At 59.0% G+C, this 15959-nt stretch carries 15 protein-coding genes; 8 read left to right on the forward strand and 7 right to left on the reverse strand.

The window, feature by feature from the left end:
- The first annotated feature begins 75 nt into the window (after positions 1-75).
- From E0L20_RS20705 to E0L20_RS20720, 4 genes are all read left to right on the forward strand, one after another.
- Positions 76-783 (forward strand): DUF1120 domain-containing protein, encoded by a 708-nt coding sequence (locus E0L20_RS20705; protein ID WP_131635594.1) that lies wholly within the window; start codon positions 76-78, stop codon positions 781-783.
- A 77-nt stretch (positions 784-860) separates the two neighbouring features.
- Positions 861-1547, forward strand: coding sequence for a fimbria/pilus chaperone family protein (locus E0L20_RS20710; protein ID WP_131635595.1), 687 nt, complete (start codon positions 861-863; stop codon positions 1545-1547).
- 29 nt (positions 1548-1576) lie between these two features.
- Positions 1577-4003 (forward strand): fimbrial biogenesis usher protein, encoded by a 2427-nt coding sequence (locus E0L20_RS20715; RefSeq protein WP_131635596.1) that lies wholly within the window; start codon positions 1577-1579, stop codon positions 4001-4003.
- On the forward strand, positions 3994-4593 hold the full coding sequence (locus E0L20_RS20720; RefSeq protein ID WP_131635597.1) for a DUF1120 domain-containing protein: 600 nt from the start codon (positions 3994-3996) through the stop codon (positions 4591-4593). The genes E0L20_RS20715 and E0L20_RS20720 overlap by 10 nt, the downstream gene beginning before the upstream one ends.
- A 42-nt stretch (positions 4594-4635) precedes the next feature.
- On the opposite strand, the gene E0L20_RS20725 is transcribed toward E0L20_RS20720, so the two are convergent.
- Together E0L20_RS20725 and E0L20_RS20730 are read right to left on the reverse strand one after the other, a co-directional pair.
- Positions 4636-4959 (reverse strand): AzlD domain-containing protein, encoded by a 324-nt coding sequence (locus E0L20_RS20725; protein ID WP_131635598.1) that lies wholly within the window; start codon positions 4957-4959, stop codon positions 4636-4638.
- Positions 4959-5618: an AzlC family ABC transporter permease gene (locus E0L20_RS20730; RefSeq protein WP_131635599.1), complete on the reverse strand. Its 660-nt coding sequence runs from the start codon at positions 5616-5618 to the stop codon at positions 4959-4961. Before E0L20_RS20730 ends, E0L20_RS20725 begins: the two co-directional genes overlap by 1 nt.
- A 101-nt stretch (positions 5619-5719) precedes the next feature.
- Between E0L20_RS20730 and E0L20_RS20735 the strand changes: the two genes are divergently transcribed.
- The 4 genes from E0L20_RS20735 (at position 5720) to E0L20_RS20750 (ending at position 10834) form a co-directional block, all read left to right on the forward strand.
- Positions 5720-6268, forward strand: coding sequence for a helix-turn-helix domain-containing protein (locus E0L20_RS20735; RefSeq protein ID WP_010436871.1), 549 nt, complete (start codon positions 5720-5722; stop codon positions 6266-6268).
- Positions 6269-6285: 17 nt separating this feature from the next.
- A complete protein-coding gene (locus tag E0L20_RS20740; protein WP_131635600.1) occupies positions 6286-7281 on the forward strand; it encodes a LacI family DNA-binding transcriptional regulator in 996 nt (331 codons plus the stop codon).
- A gap of 104 nt (positions 7282-7385) precedes the next feature.
- Positions 7386-9509, forward strand: coding sequence for an alpha-galactosidase (locus E0L20_RS20745; protein WP_131635601.1), 2124 nt, complete (start codon positions 7386-7388; stop codon positions 9507-9509).
- Between the two features lie 44 nt (positions 9510-9553).
- A complete protein-coding gene (locus E0L20_RS20750; protein WP_131635602.1) occupies positions 9554-10834 on the forward strand; it encodes an MFS transporter in 1281 nt (426 codons plus the stop codon).
- On the opposite strand, the gene rhaM is transcribed toward E0L20_RS20750, so the two are convergent.
- The 5 genes from rhaM to E0L20_RS20775 all read right to left on the reverse strand — a co-directional run bounded on the left by rhaM (position 10822) and on the right by E0L20_RS20775 (position 15931).
- Positions 10822-11136, reverse strand: coding sequence for an L-rhamnose mutarotase (rhaM, locus tag E0L20_RS20755; RefSeq protein WP_131635603.1), 315 nt, complete (start codon positions 11134-11136; stop codon positions 10822-10824). The two genes, E0L20_RS20750 and rhaM, sit on opposite strands and share 13 nt — an antisense overlap.
- A complete protein-coding gene (gene fucO / locus E0L20_RS20760) occupies positions 11133-12281 on the reverse strand; it encodes a lactaldehyde reductase (RefSeq protein ID WP_131635604.1) in 1149 nt (382 codons plus the stop codon). Before fucO ends, rhaM begins: the two co-directional genes overlap by 4 nt.
- Positions 12282-12423: 142 nt before the next feature.
- Entirely contained in the window at positions 12424-13428 is a 1005-nt protein-coding gene (locus E0L20_RS20765) for an ABC transporter permease (protein WP_131635605.1), read from the reverse strand.
- Positions 13425-14429, reverse strand: a complete 1005-nt coding sequence (locus E0L20_RS20770) for an ABC transporter permease (protein WP_131635606.1) — start codon at positions 14427-14429, stop codon at positions 13425-13427. Before E0L20_RS20770 ends, E0L20_RS20765 begins: the two co-directional genes overlap by 4 nt.
- Complete coding sequence (locus tag E0L20_RS20775; protein WP_131635607.1) at positions 14429-15931, reverse strand: sugar ABC transporter ATP-binding protein; 1503 nt, start codon at positions 15929-15931, stop codon at positions 14429-14431. The genes E0L20_RS20770 and E0L20_RS20775 overlap by 1 nt, the downstream gene beginning before the upstream one ends.
- Positions 15932-15959: the final 28 nt, after the last annotated feature.

A 15959-nucleotide genomic window follows, 5' to 3' on the forward strand; every position in this document is an offset into this window, starting at 1 on the left:
TGTGTAGTTATTCTCCATAAGCCAGGCTATTTATAGTTTGGTGCTTTTAGTATTTCACCTAAATAAGGAAATTAAATGAACGCGATCTTTAAAAAAGGAATGCTGGCGTCCGTACTGGCCGTAGCGGCCTCATCTGCAATGGCGGCCTCCAGTATTGATATTCAGGTCACCGGTAAAATCGTACCTTCTTCCTGTACGCCAACCTTCACCAGCGGTGGCGGTATTGCTGACTTCGGTACCATGAAAGTAGCATCCCTGAATTCCACTTCCATGACCCCGCTGGCAGATGTAAAAGTGATCCCTATTACGATCACCTGTGAAGATGCTACCCGCATCGCTGTCACCTTTAACGATGCGCATTCTGATTCAGCGCCTACAGCAGACCTGCCGATTGCATTTGTTGACGATAACTTCTCTCTTAAGCCTAAAAGCACGTCGGGCCTGGGTATGTATAACGGCAAGAAAATTGGCGCTTATTCATTAGGCATCCAGCTGACAGAAGGTGCGGTCACCAACGATGCCGGTGATGATTTGTATCCAACGGTCTCAGTCGACAACGGTACGAGCTGGGGTACTAAATCAGGCGAGCGATATATGCAGATTGCTAACGATAAAAGCGAAATTTATTCCTTCAGCGGCACGCGGGGCGGCACGCCTGTTGCACAAACTAAAGTTAACTTTAACGTTGGCGTAGCGGCGATGATTAACCCAACCAACGATCTGAACGTTACGGATGAAGCGACGCTGGACGGTCTGACCAACGTTGAGCTGGTCTATCTGTAATCGTTTTCCGTCACCAGGGAATGCCTAACACTCCACGTCAGTGGAGTGTTATTAATCAATATTAATGGACTAATATTATGCTGCTTTTAAAGAGAACGCTGATCTGCGCCTGCCTGTTGGCCTCATTCAATGCGCTGGCCGTTGGCATGGTGCCGGATACCTCGCTGCTTATCGTCAATGAAGACGAGCAGGGCGCCAGCATGGACGTCAAAAATACCGATGCTGACGCACAGCTACTCTACACCAAAATTATCGATTTACCGGATGATCCAAAGCCGGGCCTGATTGTCACGCAGCCTGTTGTGCGCGTGGAGGGAGGTAAAACCCAGCGCGTGCGCTTTGTCATGAAAAGCAGCGCGGAGCCGCTGAAGGTAGAGCACTTCAAGCGCGTTATTTTTACCGCGATCCCACAGCGCGAAAAAAACAAAGTTAAAGTGGTCTTTAGCCAGAACCTGCCCGTGATTATTCACCCTGCTGGACTGGCAGTTAATATTGAGCCCTGGAAGGAACTCACCTGGCAGATTAAAAACGGTAACGTCGTGGTTGAAAATAAAACCCCGTATATCGTCCGTCTGGAGCAAAAAGTGAAGTTAATGGCCTCAGGCACTTTCGCGCATTTAGCCAAGACCTATATTCTGCCGGGTGAAACGCTGACCGCCACCGCCAGCAATAAAATATCGTCCTCAGAAAAGCAGATTGAAATATATCCCGCGACTCGCTATGGCTATAAAGCCCAGAGCTATATTGCCGACCTGAAAAAATAAAAATACATTTAACAGCACATGGAGTAGTTATGTTAAACGGTTCCTGTAAAAAGGGAATGCTTGCGTTTTGCCTTACCGCGCTTGCTTTCAGTATTCGGGCAGAAATAAATCCGACCGCGAATGAACCTATGGAATTGGCTCGGGCGATATTTGATACCGATGCCCTCAAAACCAATGGACTTGATACCGCAATAGCCGATTACTATTCCATGGCTGCCCGTTTTACGCCCGGTTATCATAACGTGACCGTGAACATTAACGGCAAGAAGCGTACGCTAACGCCGGTGAAATTTGATGAGGAAGGTACGCCCTGTATCGATAAAGAGTTTCTGGAAAATGCAGGGTTGATTAAACAGATTAAACGCGGCTCCTGCCCTAAAATCCATCAGTACTGGTCCGGGTCCACGATTGAATCTTCACCGGATATCGAAGAGATCTCGGTCGTTGTTCCACCCGAAGCGCTCGATCCCGACTTTGGTCGACAGTTCGCCGAGGTGCGCGGGGGTCGCGCGGCGATGCTGAACTACTCCATGTTTGGCACCCATAACCAATATGACGATGAAAATGCCGATCGTTTCCAGTCTACGCTTGAAATGGGCTTTAACGCCGGAGACTGGATTGTGCGCAGCGCGCAGTTTATTAGCGACGGCAGCGATCAAGATTTTGACATTGATTCCTCCTATACCTATGCCCAGCGTACCTTTACCGATTACGGCGTGATGGTGCAGGGCGGCCAGATCAACGTGGCCAACAGCCGCTTCAGTATTCCGAGTATTTACGGGGTCCAGATGATGCCGGATACCGCGCTTTTGCCTCAGAACGGCACGGGCGTTGAGGTATCGGGGATTGCCCGCTACCCGCAGGCGCGCGTTGATATCCGCCAGGGCGGACAGCTGATTTACTCAACGCTCGTTCCCGCCGGGCCGTTTAACCTGGACGATGTGCCGCTTGCCAACCTCAACACCGACCTGAACGTGACGGTCACCGAGACCGACGGCAGCGAAAACCGCTTTACCGTGTCTGCGAGCACTTTTCGCAGCAACCACGTTGGGCGTGCACCGGGCTTTACCATGGCGGTTGGGCGCGTTGAGGACATGGAAGATTCCCGCTATGAAAATCCGTGGGTGGTCTCTGCCAACAACGGCTGGTCCATCAACAAGCGCATGAACTTCCTCGCCGGTATGGTGATGGCGGATAACCACTATTACGGTTTCTCCGGCAACATCGATACCGTGCCCATGCAGAACCTGTATGCCTCGCTCGGTTTTCTGGCGTCCATCGACAACCAGACGCAAACCGACGGCAACAAAACGACGCTAGATCTGGGCTATTCCCTGCCGTACGGCATCGGCATTTCGCTGGGCGGCAGCTACGGCACGCCGGACTACCGTGAAATGCAGGAGCTCTACGGTGATGAGGATGATATCTCGCAAACCAAATACGACAGTAACGTCGGTATCAACTGGTCAAACGCGATGCTGGGCCGCTTCTCGCTCAGCTACTACCGCAATGAGAGCTGGAACAGCGAATATGACAGCCGCCGGTTTATCACCTCGTGGTCGCAGACCTTTAAGTATTTCAACGTGAGCGTGAACTGGGAGTCGGACGTTAGCCGGAACGACAGCAGCGACAACGATCAGTTTTATGTGAACGTGTCGATCCCGCTGGGACGCACCGGCGTCACCACCAGCTCCTGGTATCGCGAAAGCGAGGGCAGAAGCTCCTACGGTACGCGCGCAATGGGTTCACTTAATGCCGAAAACCAGTACACGGTCGGCGTGACGCAGGATCATGACGAGAACACCACCAGCTGGGACAGCTCGCTGAACAGCAACCTGCACTACACCAACCTGGCGCTGGCGGCAGGCGGCGATAACGACAGCAACACCAACTATTCTGCGGCGCTGAGCGGCGGGATTGTGGCCCACGGCGACGGCGTGACCTTCTCGCCTTACCGCGTGGCGGATACGTATGCCATCGCCAGCCTGGATAAACCGGTGGCAGGCGTTGAGATTGATACCTCGCGCGGCGCGGTATGGACGGATAAATGGGGTCAGGCGGTTATTCCTGCGCTGTCGCCGTTCCGCGAAAGTACGATTGAGGTCAACACCCAAAGCCTGCCGGGGAATCTGGACGTGAGAAACGGCAGCACGGCGATCAAGGCGTCTCACGGCGCCGTGGCGAAGTGGGAGTTCGCAACGTTAAGCCAGCGCCGCGTGCTGCTGAGCATTAATCGCGCGGACGGCACGCCGCTGCCGGAAGGTGTTTCTATTGTGAACGGCGCGGGTGAATACGTGACGACCGCGCCTGAGGACGGGGTGATCTTCCTCAACGACATCTCCGCCAGCCAGCAGCTGTATGCGAAGCTGGACGACGGACGCTGCAAGCTGACGTATACCCTGCCTGAGGCGGAGCTGAATAAATTCTATGAAGAGGTGACAGGGAAATGTCTCTAAATAACGTTCGTAAATGCGCGCTGATGATCGCATTACTCTGCGGCGCGTCGACGCTACCGGCGGTTGCCCAGGCCGATGATGGCGACTGCGAAATGATGTCGGCAGTGAAGAAAGTCGACTATGGTCGCTACCGTAAAGAGGATATGCGCCGGACCTCTGCTGAACACATTGGTAAGGTCTATAACGGCTATGCTTCGGTCACGCGCGAGTTTCAGGTGTCGGTGATGTGTCCGGACGCGCGTAAAATGCGCATCTCCATTAACGGTGCCGCGCGCCAGAACATGGCGTATCGCTTTACCGACTATGGCGCGATGAAAATCGAGTTCAAAGAGGGGCGGGTTGACGGCAGTTCGGTACAGCTGGCCGCCGTTGATATCGGCGCGGTTAACGTTCAGGGCGGGGCATCGCAGGTGACGCTGAAGCCCGAAAAAGCGCTGGCGGCGGTTAACGGCACGGAAGTGGCGGGGGAGCAGTTTACCGCCACCATGATGATCACGACCTATCTCTCTGAAAAAGCCTTCAGCGTGACGAACACGACGAATTTTGACGAAACGCTCACGCTTAGCGTCGATACGCTTCCCGCGCATTAATCCCTCTGATGCCCGGCAGACCTGTTCTGTCGGGCATTTCTCTTAGTGGATCCCCGCCAGACGCAGCAATGCCGTCACCACCGCTGCCGCGACGATCACCACAATTAACGGCACCTTGCGCCAGGCCAGAAACACCGCAAACGCCACGCCCAGCACGCGCGCCATCCCCGCGAAATGTTCGCCTTCATAGAACGTGGTCGCCAGCGCCACCGAAAACAGCAGTACCGTTGCCGCGTCGGAAAGCAGCGCCTGAGAGCGCTCGGACAGCGCCAGCCGGTTGCCGAGTTTGGCCCCGCCGAGGCGCATCAAATACGTTCCGGCAGAAAGAATGGCGATGCCGAGAATAAAGACCGTCATATTTCCCATTATTTTTTCCTCGCGGCAAGGCCGAGTAAAGAGAGCAGCACCGGCAGGCCCACCGGCGCAAACGGCACGGCGGCCAGCGACAGCGCTGCGCCGCTGCAGGCGCGGATCAGCGTGGTGCGGTTTTTAAACGCGGGCACCACTAATGCCAGCAGGATAGCCGGGAATACCGCATCCAGCCCGATGGTTTCCGGATCTGGCAGCAGTTTGCCGATCATGGCGCCAAGCAGCGCGCCCAGCGGCCAGATGATCGCCACCCCCAAACCGCACAGCCAGTAGGCGGCCTTACGCTGCTCGGGGGTTTTCTGCGACAGGCCAAAGACCACGCTTTCGTCGTTCATGATGTGGCAGCCCAAAAAGCTCAGGCCGCGCTTGCCGACCAGCTCGCGGACCGTCACGCCAAACGGCACGTGGCGGGCATTGACCAGCAAACCGGCGGCCGCTGCCGCCAGCGGATTACCGCCGCTCGCCACAATGCCGATAAACATAAATTCCGACGCGCCCGCCAGCACGGTAAGGGAGAGCACAAACGGCACCCACAGCGGGAAGCCGTAGGCCATTGCCAGCGAGCCGTAGGACATCCCGACCACGCCCACCGCGAGGCACACCAGGATGATTGCTTTTATCGTGTCGCCTTTCAGGCAGGAGAGGTGATGCTTCATACAATTTTAGCCATATCGAACGTATTTCCATTATAATGAACGCATCAAAATCGTTTTTCAAGATGAACGATTCGTTCGATTTATAGAACTAAGGGCCGTTTATGACGCAGCCAATTAGCGTGATCGCCAAGAGTCTGGTGCGAGAACGCCTGCGAACCGGGCTTTCACTGGCGGAAATCGCTCGCCGTGCCGGTATCGCCAAATCCACGCTTTCCCAGCTGGAGTCCGGCAACGGTAACCCGAGCCTGGAGACGCTGTGGTCGCTTTGCGTGGCGCTGGATATCCCTTTCGCCCGATTGCTGGAACCACAGCAGACGACAACACAGGTCATCCGCCGTGGAGAGGGAACGAAGGTCGTTGCCGGACAGGCCAACTACGAGGCGATTTTGCTGGCGGCGTGTCCGCCGGGCGCGCGGCGCGACATCTATCTTCTGCTCACCCAGCCGGGCGCAGACCGCATTTCTCAGCCGCATCCGCCGGGGTCCGTTGAACATATTATTGTGACGCAGGGGCGCGCGTTAGTCGGCCTGATCGACGCGGCGGAAGAGTTGGGGCCGGGGGATTACATCTGTTATCCCGCCGATCTGCCGCATATCTTTAAGGCGCTGGAGCCGGACACGCACGCGCTGCTGGTGGCGGAACAGAACTAACCGAGATACGGAAAATCATGTCGCTTAAAGCCATTGCCAAAGAACTGGGGCTGTCAGTCACCACCGTCAGCCGCGCCCTCAACGGATATGACGACGTCTCCGCCGAGACGCGCGCCCGCGTGGAAGCAGAGGCGCAGCGCCGTGGCTACCGGCCTAACACCTTCGCCCGCCGCCTCAAGATGGGCAAAATCGACGCCGTCGGGCTGGTGTTCCCCGTGCATCCCGTTCCGCTCAATAATAGCGTTTTTATGGACATGGTCGGCGAAATTAGCCACGAACTGGCGCGACATGAAATCGACCTGCTGCTGATTGCCGATGATGATTTAGCCGATAAGCACAGCTACATGCGCATGGTGCAGAGCCGCCGCGTGGATGCGCTGATCGTGGCGCACACGCTGGATCACGATCCGCGTCTTGAACAGCTTCAGGCCGCCGGTTTCCCTTTCCTGGCGCTCGGGCGCAGCCACCTCCCGCAGCCGTACGCGTGGTTTGACTTCGACAACTACGCCGGTACGCATCAGGCTACCCGCTGGCTGATCGAAAAAGGCCATCAGCGCATCGCGCTGCTGGGCGAAAGCAATAACCAGGCGTTTATTACCCAGCGCCGTCAGGGCTATCTGGACGCCCTGCGTGAGGCCGGGCTTTCCAGCGAATGGCTGCGCGCCATGCCGCCGTCGCGCCGCGTCGGGTACGCCACAACCAAAGAGCTTCTCTCTCTGCCGCAGCCGCCCACGGCCATCATTACCGACTGCAACACCCACGGCGACGGCGCGGCGATGGCGCTGGCGCAGATGGGGCGCTTGTCCGGCGACAACGCCGTCTCGCTGGTGGTCTACGACGGCCTGCCGCAGGACAGCATCGTCGATATCGACGTGGCGTCGGTCATTCAGTCCACCCGTCAGGGCGTGGGGAAACAGATTGCCGATATGGTGCGCCAGCTGATTAACGGCGACGATATCGAGCGGCTTCAGGTGCTCTGGCAGCCTGAATTCTCTCCGGGTCAGACGGCCTAAACCCACTAAAATTCCAAACCCGATCACAGATCCGAAACGTTTTGGTTTGTATCCGAAACGTTTCGGATCAACACTCAGGACATCCCGACGACAGGAGATGTCTGATGCAAGATTCCATATTTCGACTCGAAAGCCATACGGTAGACGTGGTGGTGAAAACCCGCCCGTTCGCCGAAATTCTCTACTGGGGGCCGCACCTTCAGCACTTTTCGCCGCACGATGTGCCGAGCATTGCGCGCCCTGTTGCGAACGGCAGGCTGGACGTCGACTCCCCGGTCACGTTGATGGCGGAGCTGGGGCACGGCCTGTTTGGCTCGCCGGGCATTGAGGGGCACCGCCAGGGGCTGGACGGTTCCCCGGTGTTCAAAACCATGCATGTGCAGCATGAATTAAACACCCTAACGATAACCGCTGAGGATGAGCTTGCGGGCCTGCGCCTGACCAGCGAGCTGGTGCTGGATGCCAGCGGCGTGCTGGTAGTGCGCCACGGCTTAACCAATCTGAAAGCGCTGCCGTGGCAGGTGGACCGTTTCGCCGTCACGCTGCCGGTGGCCGAGCGCGCGCAGGAGGTGATGGCCTTCCACGGACGCTGGATCAGAGAATTTCAGCCGCACCGCGTGCTGCTCGAACACGACGGCTTCGTGATCGAAAACCGTCGGGGCAAAACCTCCCACGAGCACTTCCCCGCGCTGATTTCAGGTACGCCGTCGTTCAGCGAAATGCAGGGCGACGTCTGGGGCGTGCATCTGGGCTGGAGCGGCAACCACCGCCTGCGCGCGGAGGCCAAAACCGACGGTCGTCGCTATCTGCAGGCCGAAGCGCTTTACCTACCCGGCGAAATGGCCGTGGAAGAGGGCGACACGCTCTGGACGCCGCGCCTGTACGCCAGCTACTCCGCGCGCGGCCTGAACGGCATGAGCCAGCAGTTTCACCGCTACCTGCGCGACAACGTTATCCGCTTCCCGGACGACAAACCGCGCCCGGTGCACCTCAATACCTGGGAAGGGATCTACTTCAACCACGACCCGGACTACATCATGCGCATGGCCGACGAGGCCGCGGCGCTCGGGGTGGAGCGTTTTATCATCGACGACGGCTGGTTCAAAGGCCGCAACGACGACCACGCCGCGCTGGGCGACTGGTATCTGGACGAGGAAAAATACCCGAACGGCCTGACACCGGTAATCGACCACGTCAAACGGCTCGGCATGGAGTTCGGCATCTGGGTTGAGCCGGAGATGATCAACCCGGATTCGGATCTGTATCGCGCGCATCCTGACTGGGTGCTGGCGCTGCCGGGATACGCCCAGGCGACCGGACGACACCAGCTGGTGCTCAACCTCAACATCCCTGAAGCCTTTGATTATCTTGTCGAGCGTATGTGCTGGCTGCTGGGCGATCACGCAGTCGACTACGTGAAGTGGGACATGAACCGCGAGCTGGTGCAGCCGGGACACAAGGGTAAAGCCGCCGCCGACGCGCAGACCCGCCAGTTTTACCGCCTGCTGGACGTGCTGGGCGAGCGCTTCCCGCACGTTGAGTTTGAATCCTGCTCCTCCGGCGGCGGGCGTATTGATTACGAAGTGCTGACCCGCAGCCACCGCTTCTGGGCGTCCGACAACAACGACGCCCTGGAGCGCAATACCATCCAGCGCGGCATGAGCTACTTCTTCCCGCCGGAGGTGATGGGCGCGCATATCGGTCATCATAAATGTCACGCCACCTTCCGCCAGCACAGCATCCAGTTTCGCGGGCTGACGGCCCTGTTTGGCCATATGGGGCTGGAGCTGGATCCGCTCACCGTTGATGAAAATGAACGTGAAGGCTACCGGCACTACGCCGCGCTGCACAAGCGGTGGCGCGAGGTCATTCATCACGGCACGCAGTGGCGCGTGGATATGCCGGACGCTACCACCCTGGCGCAGGGTATCGTGAGCGAAGACAAGACGCAGGGGCTGTTTATCGTCAGCCAGCTCAGGATGCCGGATTACACCCTGATGATGCCGCTGCGCATGCCGGGGCTAGACGCCAGCGCGCGGTACCGCATCACGCTGCTCGATCACCCGAACATCCAGATTACGGGCGAGGGCGGGCACACCATGCGCAAGCTGCCGGCGTGGATGGAAGCGCCGCAAACGGCGAGCGGCGAGTGGCTGATGCAGGCGGGCATTGCGCTGCCGATTCTGGACCCGGAGACCGCCATTCTGATTGGCGTCGAACGCGTGTAAGGTTGAAGGGCCGGGCAGCCGGCCCTCCGTTGAGGATAAAAATAATGAACACAACAACCTGTACCCACAAAGACAACCCTAACTTCTGGATCTTCGGGCTGTTCTTCTTTCTCTATTTCTTCATCATGGCCACCTGCTTTCCGTTCCTGCCGATCTGGCTGTCGGACATCATCGGCCTGAATAAAACCCATACCGGGATTGTCTTCTCCTGCATCTCGCTGTCGGCCATCGCCTTCCAGCCGGTGCTGGGGGTGATTTCGGACAAGCTGGGGCTGAAAAAACACCTGCTGTGGATCATCGCGGTGCTGCTGTTCCTGTTCGCGCCGTTCTTCCTGTACGTCTTCGCCCCGCTGCTGAAAACCAATATCTGGCTGGGGGCGCTGAGCGGCGGGCTGTATATCGGCTTTGTCTTCTCGGCGGGATCGGGGGCCATTGAGGCCTACATTGAGCGCGTGAGCCGCAACAGCTTCTTCGAATACGGCAAGGCGCGGATGTTCGGCTGTCTCGGCTGGGGGCTGTGCGCCTCAACGGGCGGCATCCTTTTTGGTATCGATCCGTCTTACGTCTTCTGGATGGGATCGGCGGCGGCGCTGCTGCTGCTGATGCTGCTGCTGGTGGTCGCGAAGCCGAAGCCCAACCAGACGGCGCAGGTGATGAACGCCCTGGGTGCGAATCAGCCGCAGATCACCGCCAAAACCGTATTCAACCTGTTCCGCCAGCGCAGAATGTGGATGTTCATTCTGTACGTGATTGGCGTGGCCTGCGTGTATGACGTTTTCGACCAGCAGTTTGCCACCTTCTTTAAAACCTTCTTCGCCACGCCGCAGGAAGGCACCCGTGCCTTTGGCTTTGCCACCACGGCAGGGGAAATTTGCAACGCCATCATCATGTTCTGCTCGCCGTGGATCATCAACCGCATCGGCGCGAAAAACACGCTGCTGATCGCTGGGGTGATTATGGCGACGCGCATTATCGGCTCGTCGTTCGCCACCACCGCCGTGGAGGTCATTGCCCTCAAGATGCTGCACGCGCTGGAGGTCCCGTTCCTGCTGGTGGGCGCATTCAAGTACATCACGGGGGTGTTTGACACGCGGCTGTCGGCCACCATCTACCTGATTGGCTTCCAGTTTGCCAAACAGTCGGCGGCCATTTTCCTCTCCGCCTTTGCCGGGAATATGTATGACCGGATCGGCTTCCAGGAGACATACCTGATGCTGGGCTGCTTCGTGCTGGCGATTACGGTGGTGTCGGCGTTTACGCTGAGTGGCAGGCGGGAGATTGCTGCCGCCTCGGGGGCAGCAGCGTTAACACATCAGTCCAGGTAAAACACCTCTTTCAGCTCCGCGCTCACCGGGCTGTTATCCGGGTTCGACGGCATGACGTCACCCATATGCTTCCACCAGCGCTGGCAAACCTCGGTATTGGCTACCGCATTCCAGCGCTCCTCCGATTCAATCTCCACGGTTGCGAACAGCAGGTTGCGGGCTTTGTCGAGATAAATGGCGTAGTGGTGCGCGCCGTGGGCTTTCAGCACCGCTTCCAGCTCGGGCCAGATGGGATTGTGGCGTCGCGCGTACTCCTCGTGCGCCTCCGGGTTTACCTGCATCACAAAGGCTTTGCGGATCATAATGCCTCCAGGTACAGCTCGCGGACCTCATCGCGGCTGGCGGTGCGCGGGTTGCACGGCGCGCACGGATCGGCGAGGGCTTTATCCAGCCAGCCTTCGATGTCCGCTTTGGTCACGCCGAGCTGGCTGAAGCCGGACGGAATGCCGACGCGGGCGCTCAGGTCGCGAATCGCCTGTATGGCGGACATGCTGGCGGCTTCGTCGCTCATGCCGCGGGTATCCACGCCCATCGCCTGCGCCACGCGGGCAAAACGGGCGACCGCGTTCGGGCGGTTAAAGTTTTCGATGATCGGCAGCAGGATGGCGTTGCACACGCCGTGCGGCAGGTTGTGCGTCGCCCCCGGCTGGTGCGCCAGGGCGTGTACCAGACCTAGACCGGCGCTGTTAAACGCCATGCCCGCCAGATACTGGCCAAACGCCATCTGTTCGCGCGCCTCCAGGCTATGACCGTCGTCGACCGCTTTCGGTAGCCAGAGGTTGATCAGGCGAATCGCTTCCAGCGCGTTGGCGTCGGTCAGCGGGTGCGCGCCGACGGACACGTAGGCTTCAATGGCGTGGGTTAGCGCATCCATACCGGTTGCGGCGGTCACGGAGGCGGGAATATCGAGCATCACGCTGGCATCGTCCACGGCGATATCCGGGATGATGTTCGGGTCGATAATCACCTCTTTCACCTGCCGCGCGGAGTCGATGATCACCGCGTTGCTGGTCATCTCCGCCGCCGTGCCCGCGGTGGTGTTGATCGCCACCAGCGGCACGCCCGCGTTTTTCACCTTGCCGACGCCGGAATAATCGGTTGACGGGCCGGGGTTGGCGGTGAGGATTTTGATCGCCTTGGCGGTATCAATCGGGCTGCCGCCGCCGAAGGCAATGAGGTAATCACACTCCGCATCCTGATATGCCGCATAGCCCTTTTGCACCAGCGCTTCCGTCGGGTTCGGGAACACCTCATCGAACAGGTGATACGACATCTGATGGGCGTCCAGCGCGGTAAACAGGCTGTCGAGCAGGCCCAGCTTTACCAGCTGGCCGTCGGTAACAATCAGCGCTTTTCCCCACTGCTTGTTTGCCACCAGGTTCACCATATCGCCAATTGCGCCCGCGCCGTGCAGGCTGATTTTTGGCAGTGCCAACATAAAGCTCATGATAATTCTCCTTAATATGATTTTGAGGTAATCCGTTTCCCCCTCACCCTAACCCTAACCCTCTCCCCGGAGGGGAGAGGGGACTGCTCGGTGCGGGTTTCACCCTCTCCCCTCCGGGGAGAGGGCAGGGGTGAGGGGCAATTTAACTCCGTCTTCGCTGCATCACCCGGCGGGTAATAATCGGCAGCGAAATCACCACGATCAGCATCGCGCCGATAATCACCGACATCACGATGCCGGGCACGTTGAGCAGGCTCAGGCCAAAGGTCACCAGCCCCATCAGGAAGGCGGCGATAATCACGCCCACCATGCTGCCGGACCCGCCGAGAATATTGACGCCGCCGAGCACCGCCATCGTCACCACCGCCAGCTCCCAGCCCATCGCGATCGTCGGGCGGGTGCTGCCCAGGCGCGAGGTGAGCAGCACCGACGCCAGGCCGGACATCAGCCCCACCAGCGCGAACAGCATCAGGTTGTGGCGCTTAACGTTAATGCCGGAGTACCACGCGCCGGTCGGGTTATTGCCGATGGCGTAGGTGCGGCGGCCAAAGTTGGTGCGGTGCAGCACAAAGGCAAACAGCAATGCCAGCACGATAAACAGCGCGAACTCGAACGACAGCGCGCCCCAGACGTAGCCCTGTCCGAACCAGGCGAAGCTCTCCGGGTAGCTGTTCAGCGCCTGGTCGCCGAGCAGGATGTAGGTGATCCCGCGGTACAGGCTCATGGTGCCGATGGTGATGACGATGGACGACAGGTTAAAGCGCGTCACCAGGATGCCGTTGAGCAGCCCGCACAGCAGCCCGACGCCTAATCCCACGCAGACCAGCAGCGGCGTATCCACGCCCGCCGCCGCGCAAAAGCCCATCACCGTGGAGCTGAGCGCGATGGTGGAGGCCACCGACAGGTCAATTTCCCGGGCGATGATCAGCATCGCCATCGGCAGCACGATGATCGCCTTTTCGGTGAAGTTGAACGTCGCGTCGGAGAGGTTCCAGACGTTGAGGAAGTAGGGCGAGGCCAGCGCGTTCACCACGAACACCGCCAGCGTCACCGCCAGCAGGAAGCCTTCCCAGCACAGCAGGCGCTGGAAGATGCCCGGCGCAGCAGGCACGTTTTTGATCTCTTCAGAGGCCATCATTTTGCTCATGATTTCACCGCCAGTTTCTGCCGTGCCAGCGCCGCGTCGCGCAGGATCAGCCGCCCTTTACGCCTGTTGCCGCGCTCGTTCAGCAGCACCGCAATGACGATCACCGTGCCGGAAATCGCCATTTGCCAGAACGGGGAGACGCCGATCACCGGCAGGGCATTGTTGATAACGCCGAGGAACAGTGCGCCGAACAGGCAGCCGAGCACGCGCCCGGTGCCGCCCATGGTGCTGATACCGCCAATCACGCAGGCGGCGACAACCTGTAGCTCAAAGCCGTTCGCCACGTCGACGTAGGCCACGGCGAAGCGCGAAATCCACAGGTAGCCGCAGAACCCGGCCAGCAGCCCGGAGAGGCAGAAGCTGACAAACTGCATTTTCCCTGCGTTGATCCCGGTGTAGTACGCCGCCGTGGCGTTGCCGCCCGCCGTGTACAGCGCCCGTCCGGTGCGGCTGAAGCGCAGGAAATAGCCCACCAGCAGCAGCGCGGCGACGGCGCACCAGCTCAGCACCGGCAGGCCCAGCACCGAGGCGCGCGGCAGGCCGAGGAAGTCCGCGCCCATCTGGTTGGCGTTCACCCAGCCGCCGCCGGAGAGCAAAAAGATAATCCCGCGGTAGATGCTCATGGTGCCGAGCGTCACCACAATCGCCGGAATGCCGAGCTTCCACACCAGCAGGCCGTTAATTGCGCCCATCAGCAGCCCGAGCGCGCTCGCGAGGATCAGCAGCGCCCAGACCGGCACGTCCGGGTAGTGGAAGTTAATCAGGGCGACAATCATCCCGGTCAGCGCCAGGTTGGCCGCCATCGACAGGTCGATGCCTTTAGTAAGCAGCACCATCATCTGCCCGAGCGCGAGAATGATGAGAATCGAAGTGTCGTTAAACATCTCCACCAGGTTGCCCGGCGCGATAAACGACGGCACGCGGCTGCCGATAGCGACCACCATGAGTAACACTACCGCGCCCAGCAGGGCTTCGCGGTGTTTTAACAGTGAGGTAAGCATTATGCCGCCTCCTGTTTTGCACCGCTGGCGGCGCTGACGATGGTTTCCGCCGTCGCGTCACCCGCCCGGTATTCGGCCACCATCAGCCCTTCGTGCATTACGATGATGCGGTCCGCCATGCCCATCACTTCCGGCAGCTCGGACGACACCATAATCACCGCCAGCCCCTGAGCGACCAGCTCGGACATAAATTGATGAACGGCGGCCTTTGAGCCGATATCGATACCTTTTGTCGGCTCATCGAGGATGATCGCGTCAGGATGCGTCGCCAGCCATTTGCCGATAACCACCTTTTGCTGGTTGCCGCCGGAGAGGGTCTGCACCGCCTGCTTCCAGCTAAAGGCTTTCACCTGCAGGCGCCTGGCGTATTCATCCGCCAGCCGCCATTCGCGGTCGTCGTGCAGCACGCCGTTCGGGTTGAGCTTGGCGAGCTGCGGCAGGCTGATGTTTTGGGCAATGGACAGTTCGATAATCGCACCCTGCTTCTGCCGCTCTTCCGGCACGCAGACGATACCGGCTTTAATCGCATCCGCAGGCTGCCGGAAGCGCCGGGGCTGACCGTTGAGGATGATCTCTCCTGAAGATGGCCGCGTGACGCCGGAAAGCGCCTGCATCAGCTCGGTACGCCCGGCGCCGACCAGCCCGTAGAAGCCGAGGATTTCCCCTTTACGCAGGGAGAAAGAGATGTTGGCAAACTCGGTCGGGTGGCAGAGATTTTTTACCTCCAGCACCGTCTCGCCTTTTTCGCACTCCACCTTCGGGAAGGTCTGGGTAATGGCGCGCCCGACCATCATCGACACCATCCGCTCTTCGGTTATCGCACTCATCGCGCCTTCTCCGACGAACGCGCCGTCGCGCAAAATGGTGTAGTGATCGGCAAGCTCGAAAATCTCGTCAAACTTGTGGGAGATAAACAGGATGGCTTTGCCCTCCTGCTTCAGGCGCTCAACGATTTGATAAAACTCGAGGATTTCGTGCTGCGACAGGGCCGCTGTAGGTTCATCAAGAATAACCACCTGCGCCTCAAACGACAGCGCGCGGGCAATGGCGACCATGTGGCGCTGGGCGATGCTCAGCGTTTTCAGCGTCGCGCGCGGGTCGATTTGCACCTCAAGGCGGGTGAGGAGCGCCTGCGCCCGGCGGTGCATTTCCGTCCAGTCGAGTTTTTTCAGAAAGCCTTTGTAGAGATACTGGCCGACAAAGATATTTTCGGTGACCGAGAGTTCATCAAACAGGACGGTTTCCTGATGAATGGCGGTAATGCCGATCTTATGCGCTGATTCCGGCGTAGGGAGGTGAACGGGGATCGCCTTGTAGAGGATTTCGCCCTCGTCGGGCTGGTAAATGCCGGTCATCACTTTGACCAGCGTCGACTTGCCCGCGCCGTTTTCGCCGATAAGTGCCGTCACTTTGCCGGGCCAGAGCGCAAGCTGCACGTTCTCAAGGGCACGCACGCCGGGGAATACCTTGGTGATGCCGGAAAGCTGTAGCAATGGGGTCATGATAGTTCTCCGTTTGGTTCACCCTCAC

This window comes from Enterobacter wuhouensis (assembly GCF_004331265.1).
Classification (GTDB): Bacteria; Pseudomonadota; Gammaproteobacteria; order Enterobacterales; family Enterobacteriaceae; genus Enterobacter; species Enterobacter wuhouensis.

Bases quoted from the DNA above. Each gene is read 5' to 3' on its own strand.
- E0L20_RS20725 (WP_131635598.1), bottom strand. From the start codon at position 4,959: ATGGGAAATATGACGGTCTTTATTCTCGGCATCGCCATTCTTTCTGCC.
- E0L20_RS20765 (WP_131635605.1), bottom strand. From the start codon at position 13,428: ATGAGCAAAATGATGGCCTCTGAAGAGATCAAAAACGTGCCTGCTGCG.
- E0L20_RS20750 (WP_131635602.1), top strand. From the start codon at position 9,554: ATGAACACAACAACCTGTACCCACAAAGACAACCCTAACTTCTGGATC.
- E0L20_RS20720 (WP_131635597.1), top strand. From the start codon at position 3,994: ATGTCTCTAAATAACGTTCGTAAATGCGCGCTGATGATCGCATTACTC.
- E0L20_RS20735 (WP_010436871.1), top strand. From the start codon at position 5,720: ATGACGCAGCCAATTAGCGTGATCGCCAAGAGTCTGGTGCGAGAACGC.
- E0L20_RS20710 (WP_131635595.1), top strand. From the start codon at position 861: ATGCTGCTTTTAAAGAGAACGCTGATCTGCGCCTGCCTGTTGGCCTCA.
- E0L20_RS20740 (WP_131635600.1), top strand. From the start codon at position 6,286: ATGTCGCTTAAAGCCATTGCCAAAGAACTGGGGCTGTCAGTCACCACC.
- E0L20_RS20705 (WP_131635594.1), top strand. From the start codon at position 76: ATGAACGCGATCTTTAAAAAAGGAATGCTGGCGTCCGTACTGGCCGTA.
- E0L20_RS20715 (WP_131635596.1), top strand. From the start codon at position 1,577: ATGTTAAACGGTTCCTGTAAAAAGGGAATGCTTGCGTTTTGCCTTACC.
- E0L20_RS20730 (WP_131635599.1), bottom strand. From the start codon at position 5,618: ATGAAGCATCACCTCTCCTGCCTGAAAGGCGACACGATAAAAGCAATC.
- fucO (WP_131635604.1), bottom strand. From the start codon at position 12,281: ATGAGCTTTATGTTGGCACTGCCAAAAATCAGCCTGCACGGCGCGGGC.
- E0L20_RS20775 (WP_131635607.1), bottom strand. From the start codon at position 15,931: ATGACCCCATTGCTACAGCTTTCCGGCATCACCAAGGTATTCCCCGGC.
- E0L20_RS20745 (WP_131635601.1), top strand. From the start codon at position 7,386: ATGCAAGATTCCATATTTCGACTCGAAAGCCATACGGTAGACGTGGTG.
- rhaM (WP_131635603.1), bottom strand. From the start codon at position 11,136: ATGATCCGCAAAGCCTTTGTGATGCAGGTAAACCCGGAGGCGCACGAG.
- E0L20_RS20770 (WP_131635606.1), bottom strand. From the start codon at position 14,429: ATGCTTACCTCACTGTTAAAACACCGCGAAGCCCTGCTGGGCGCGGTA.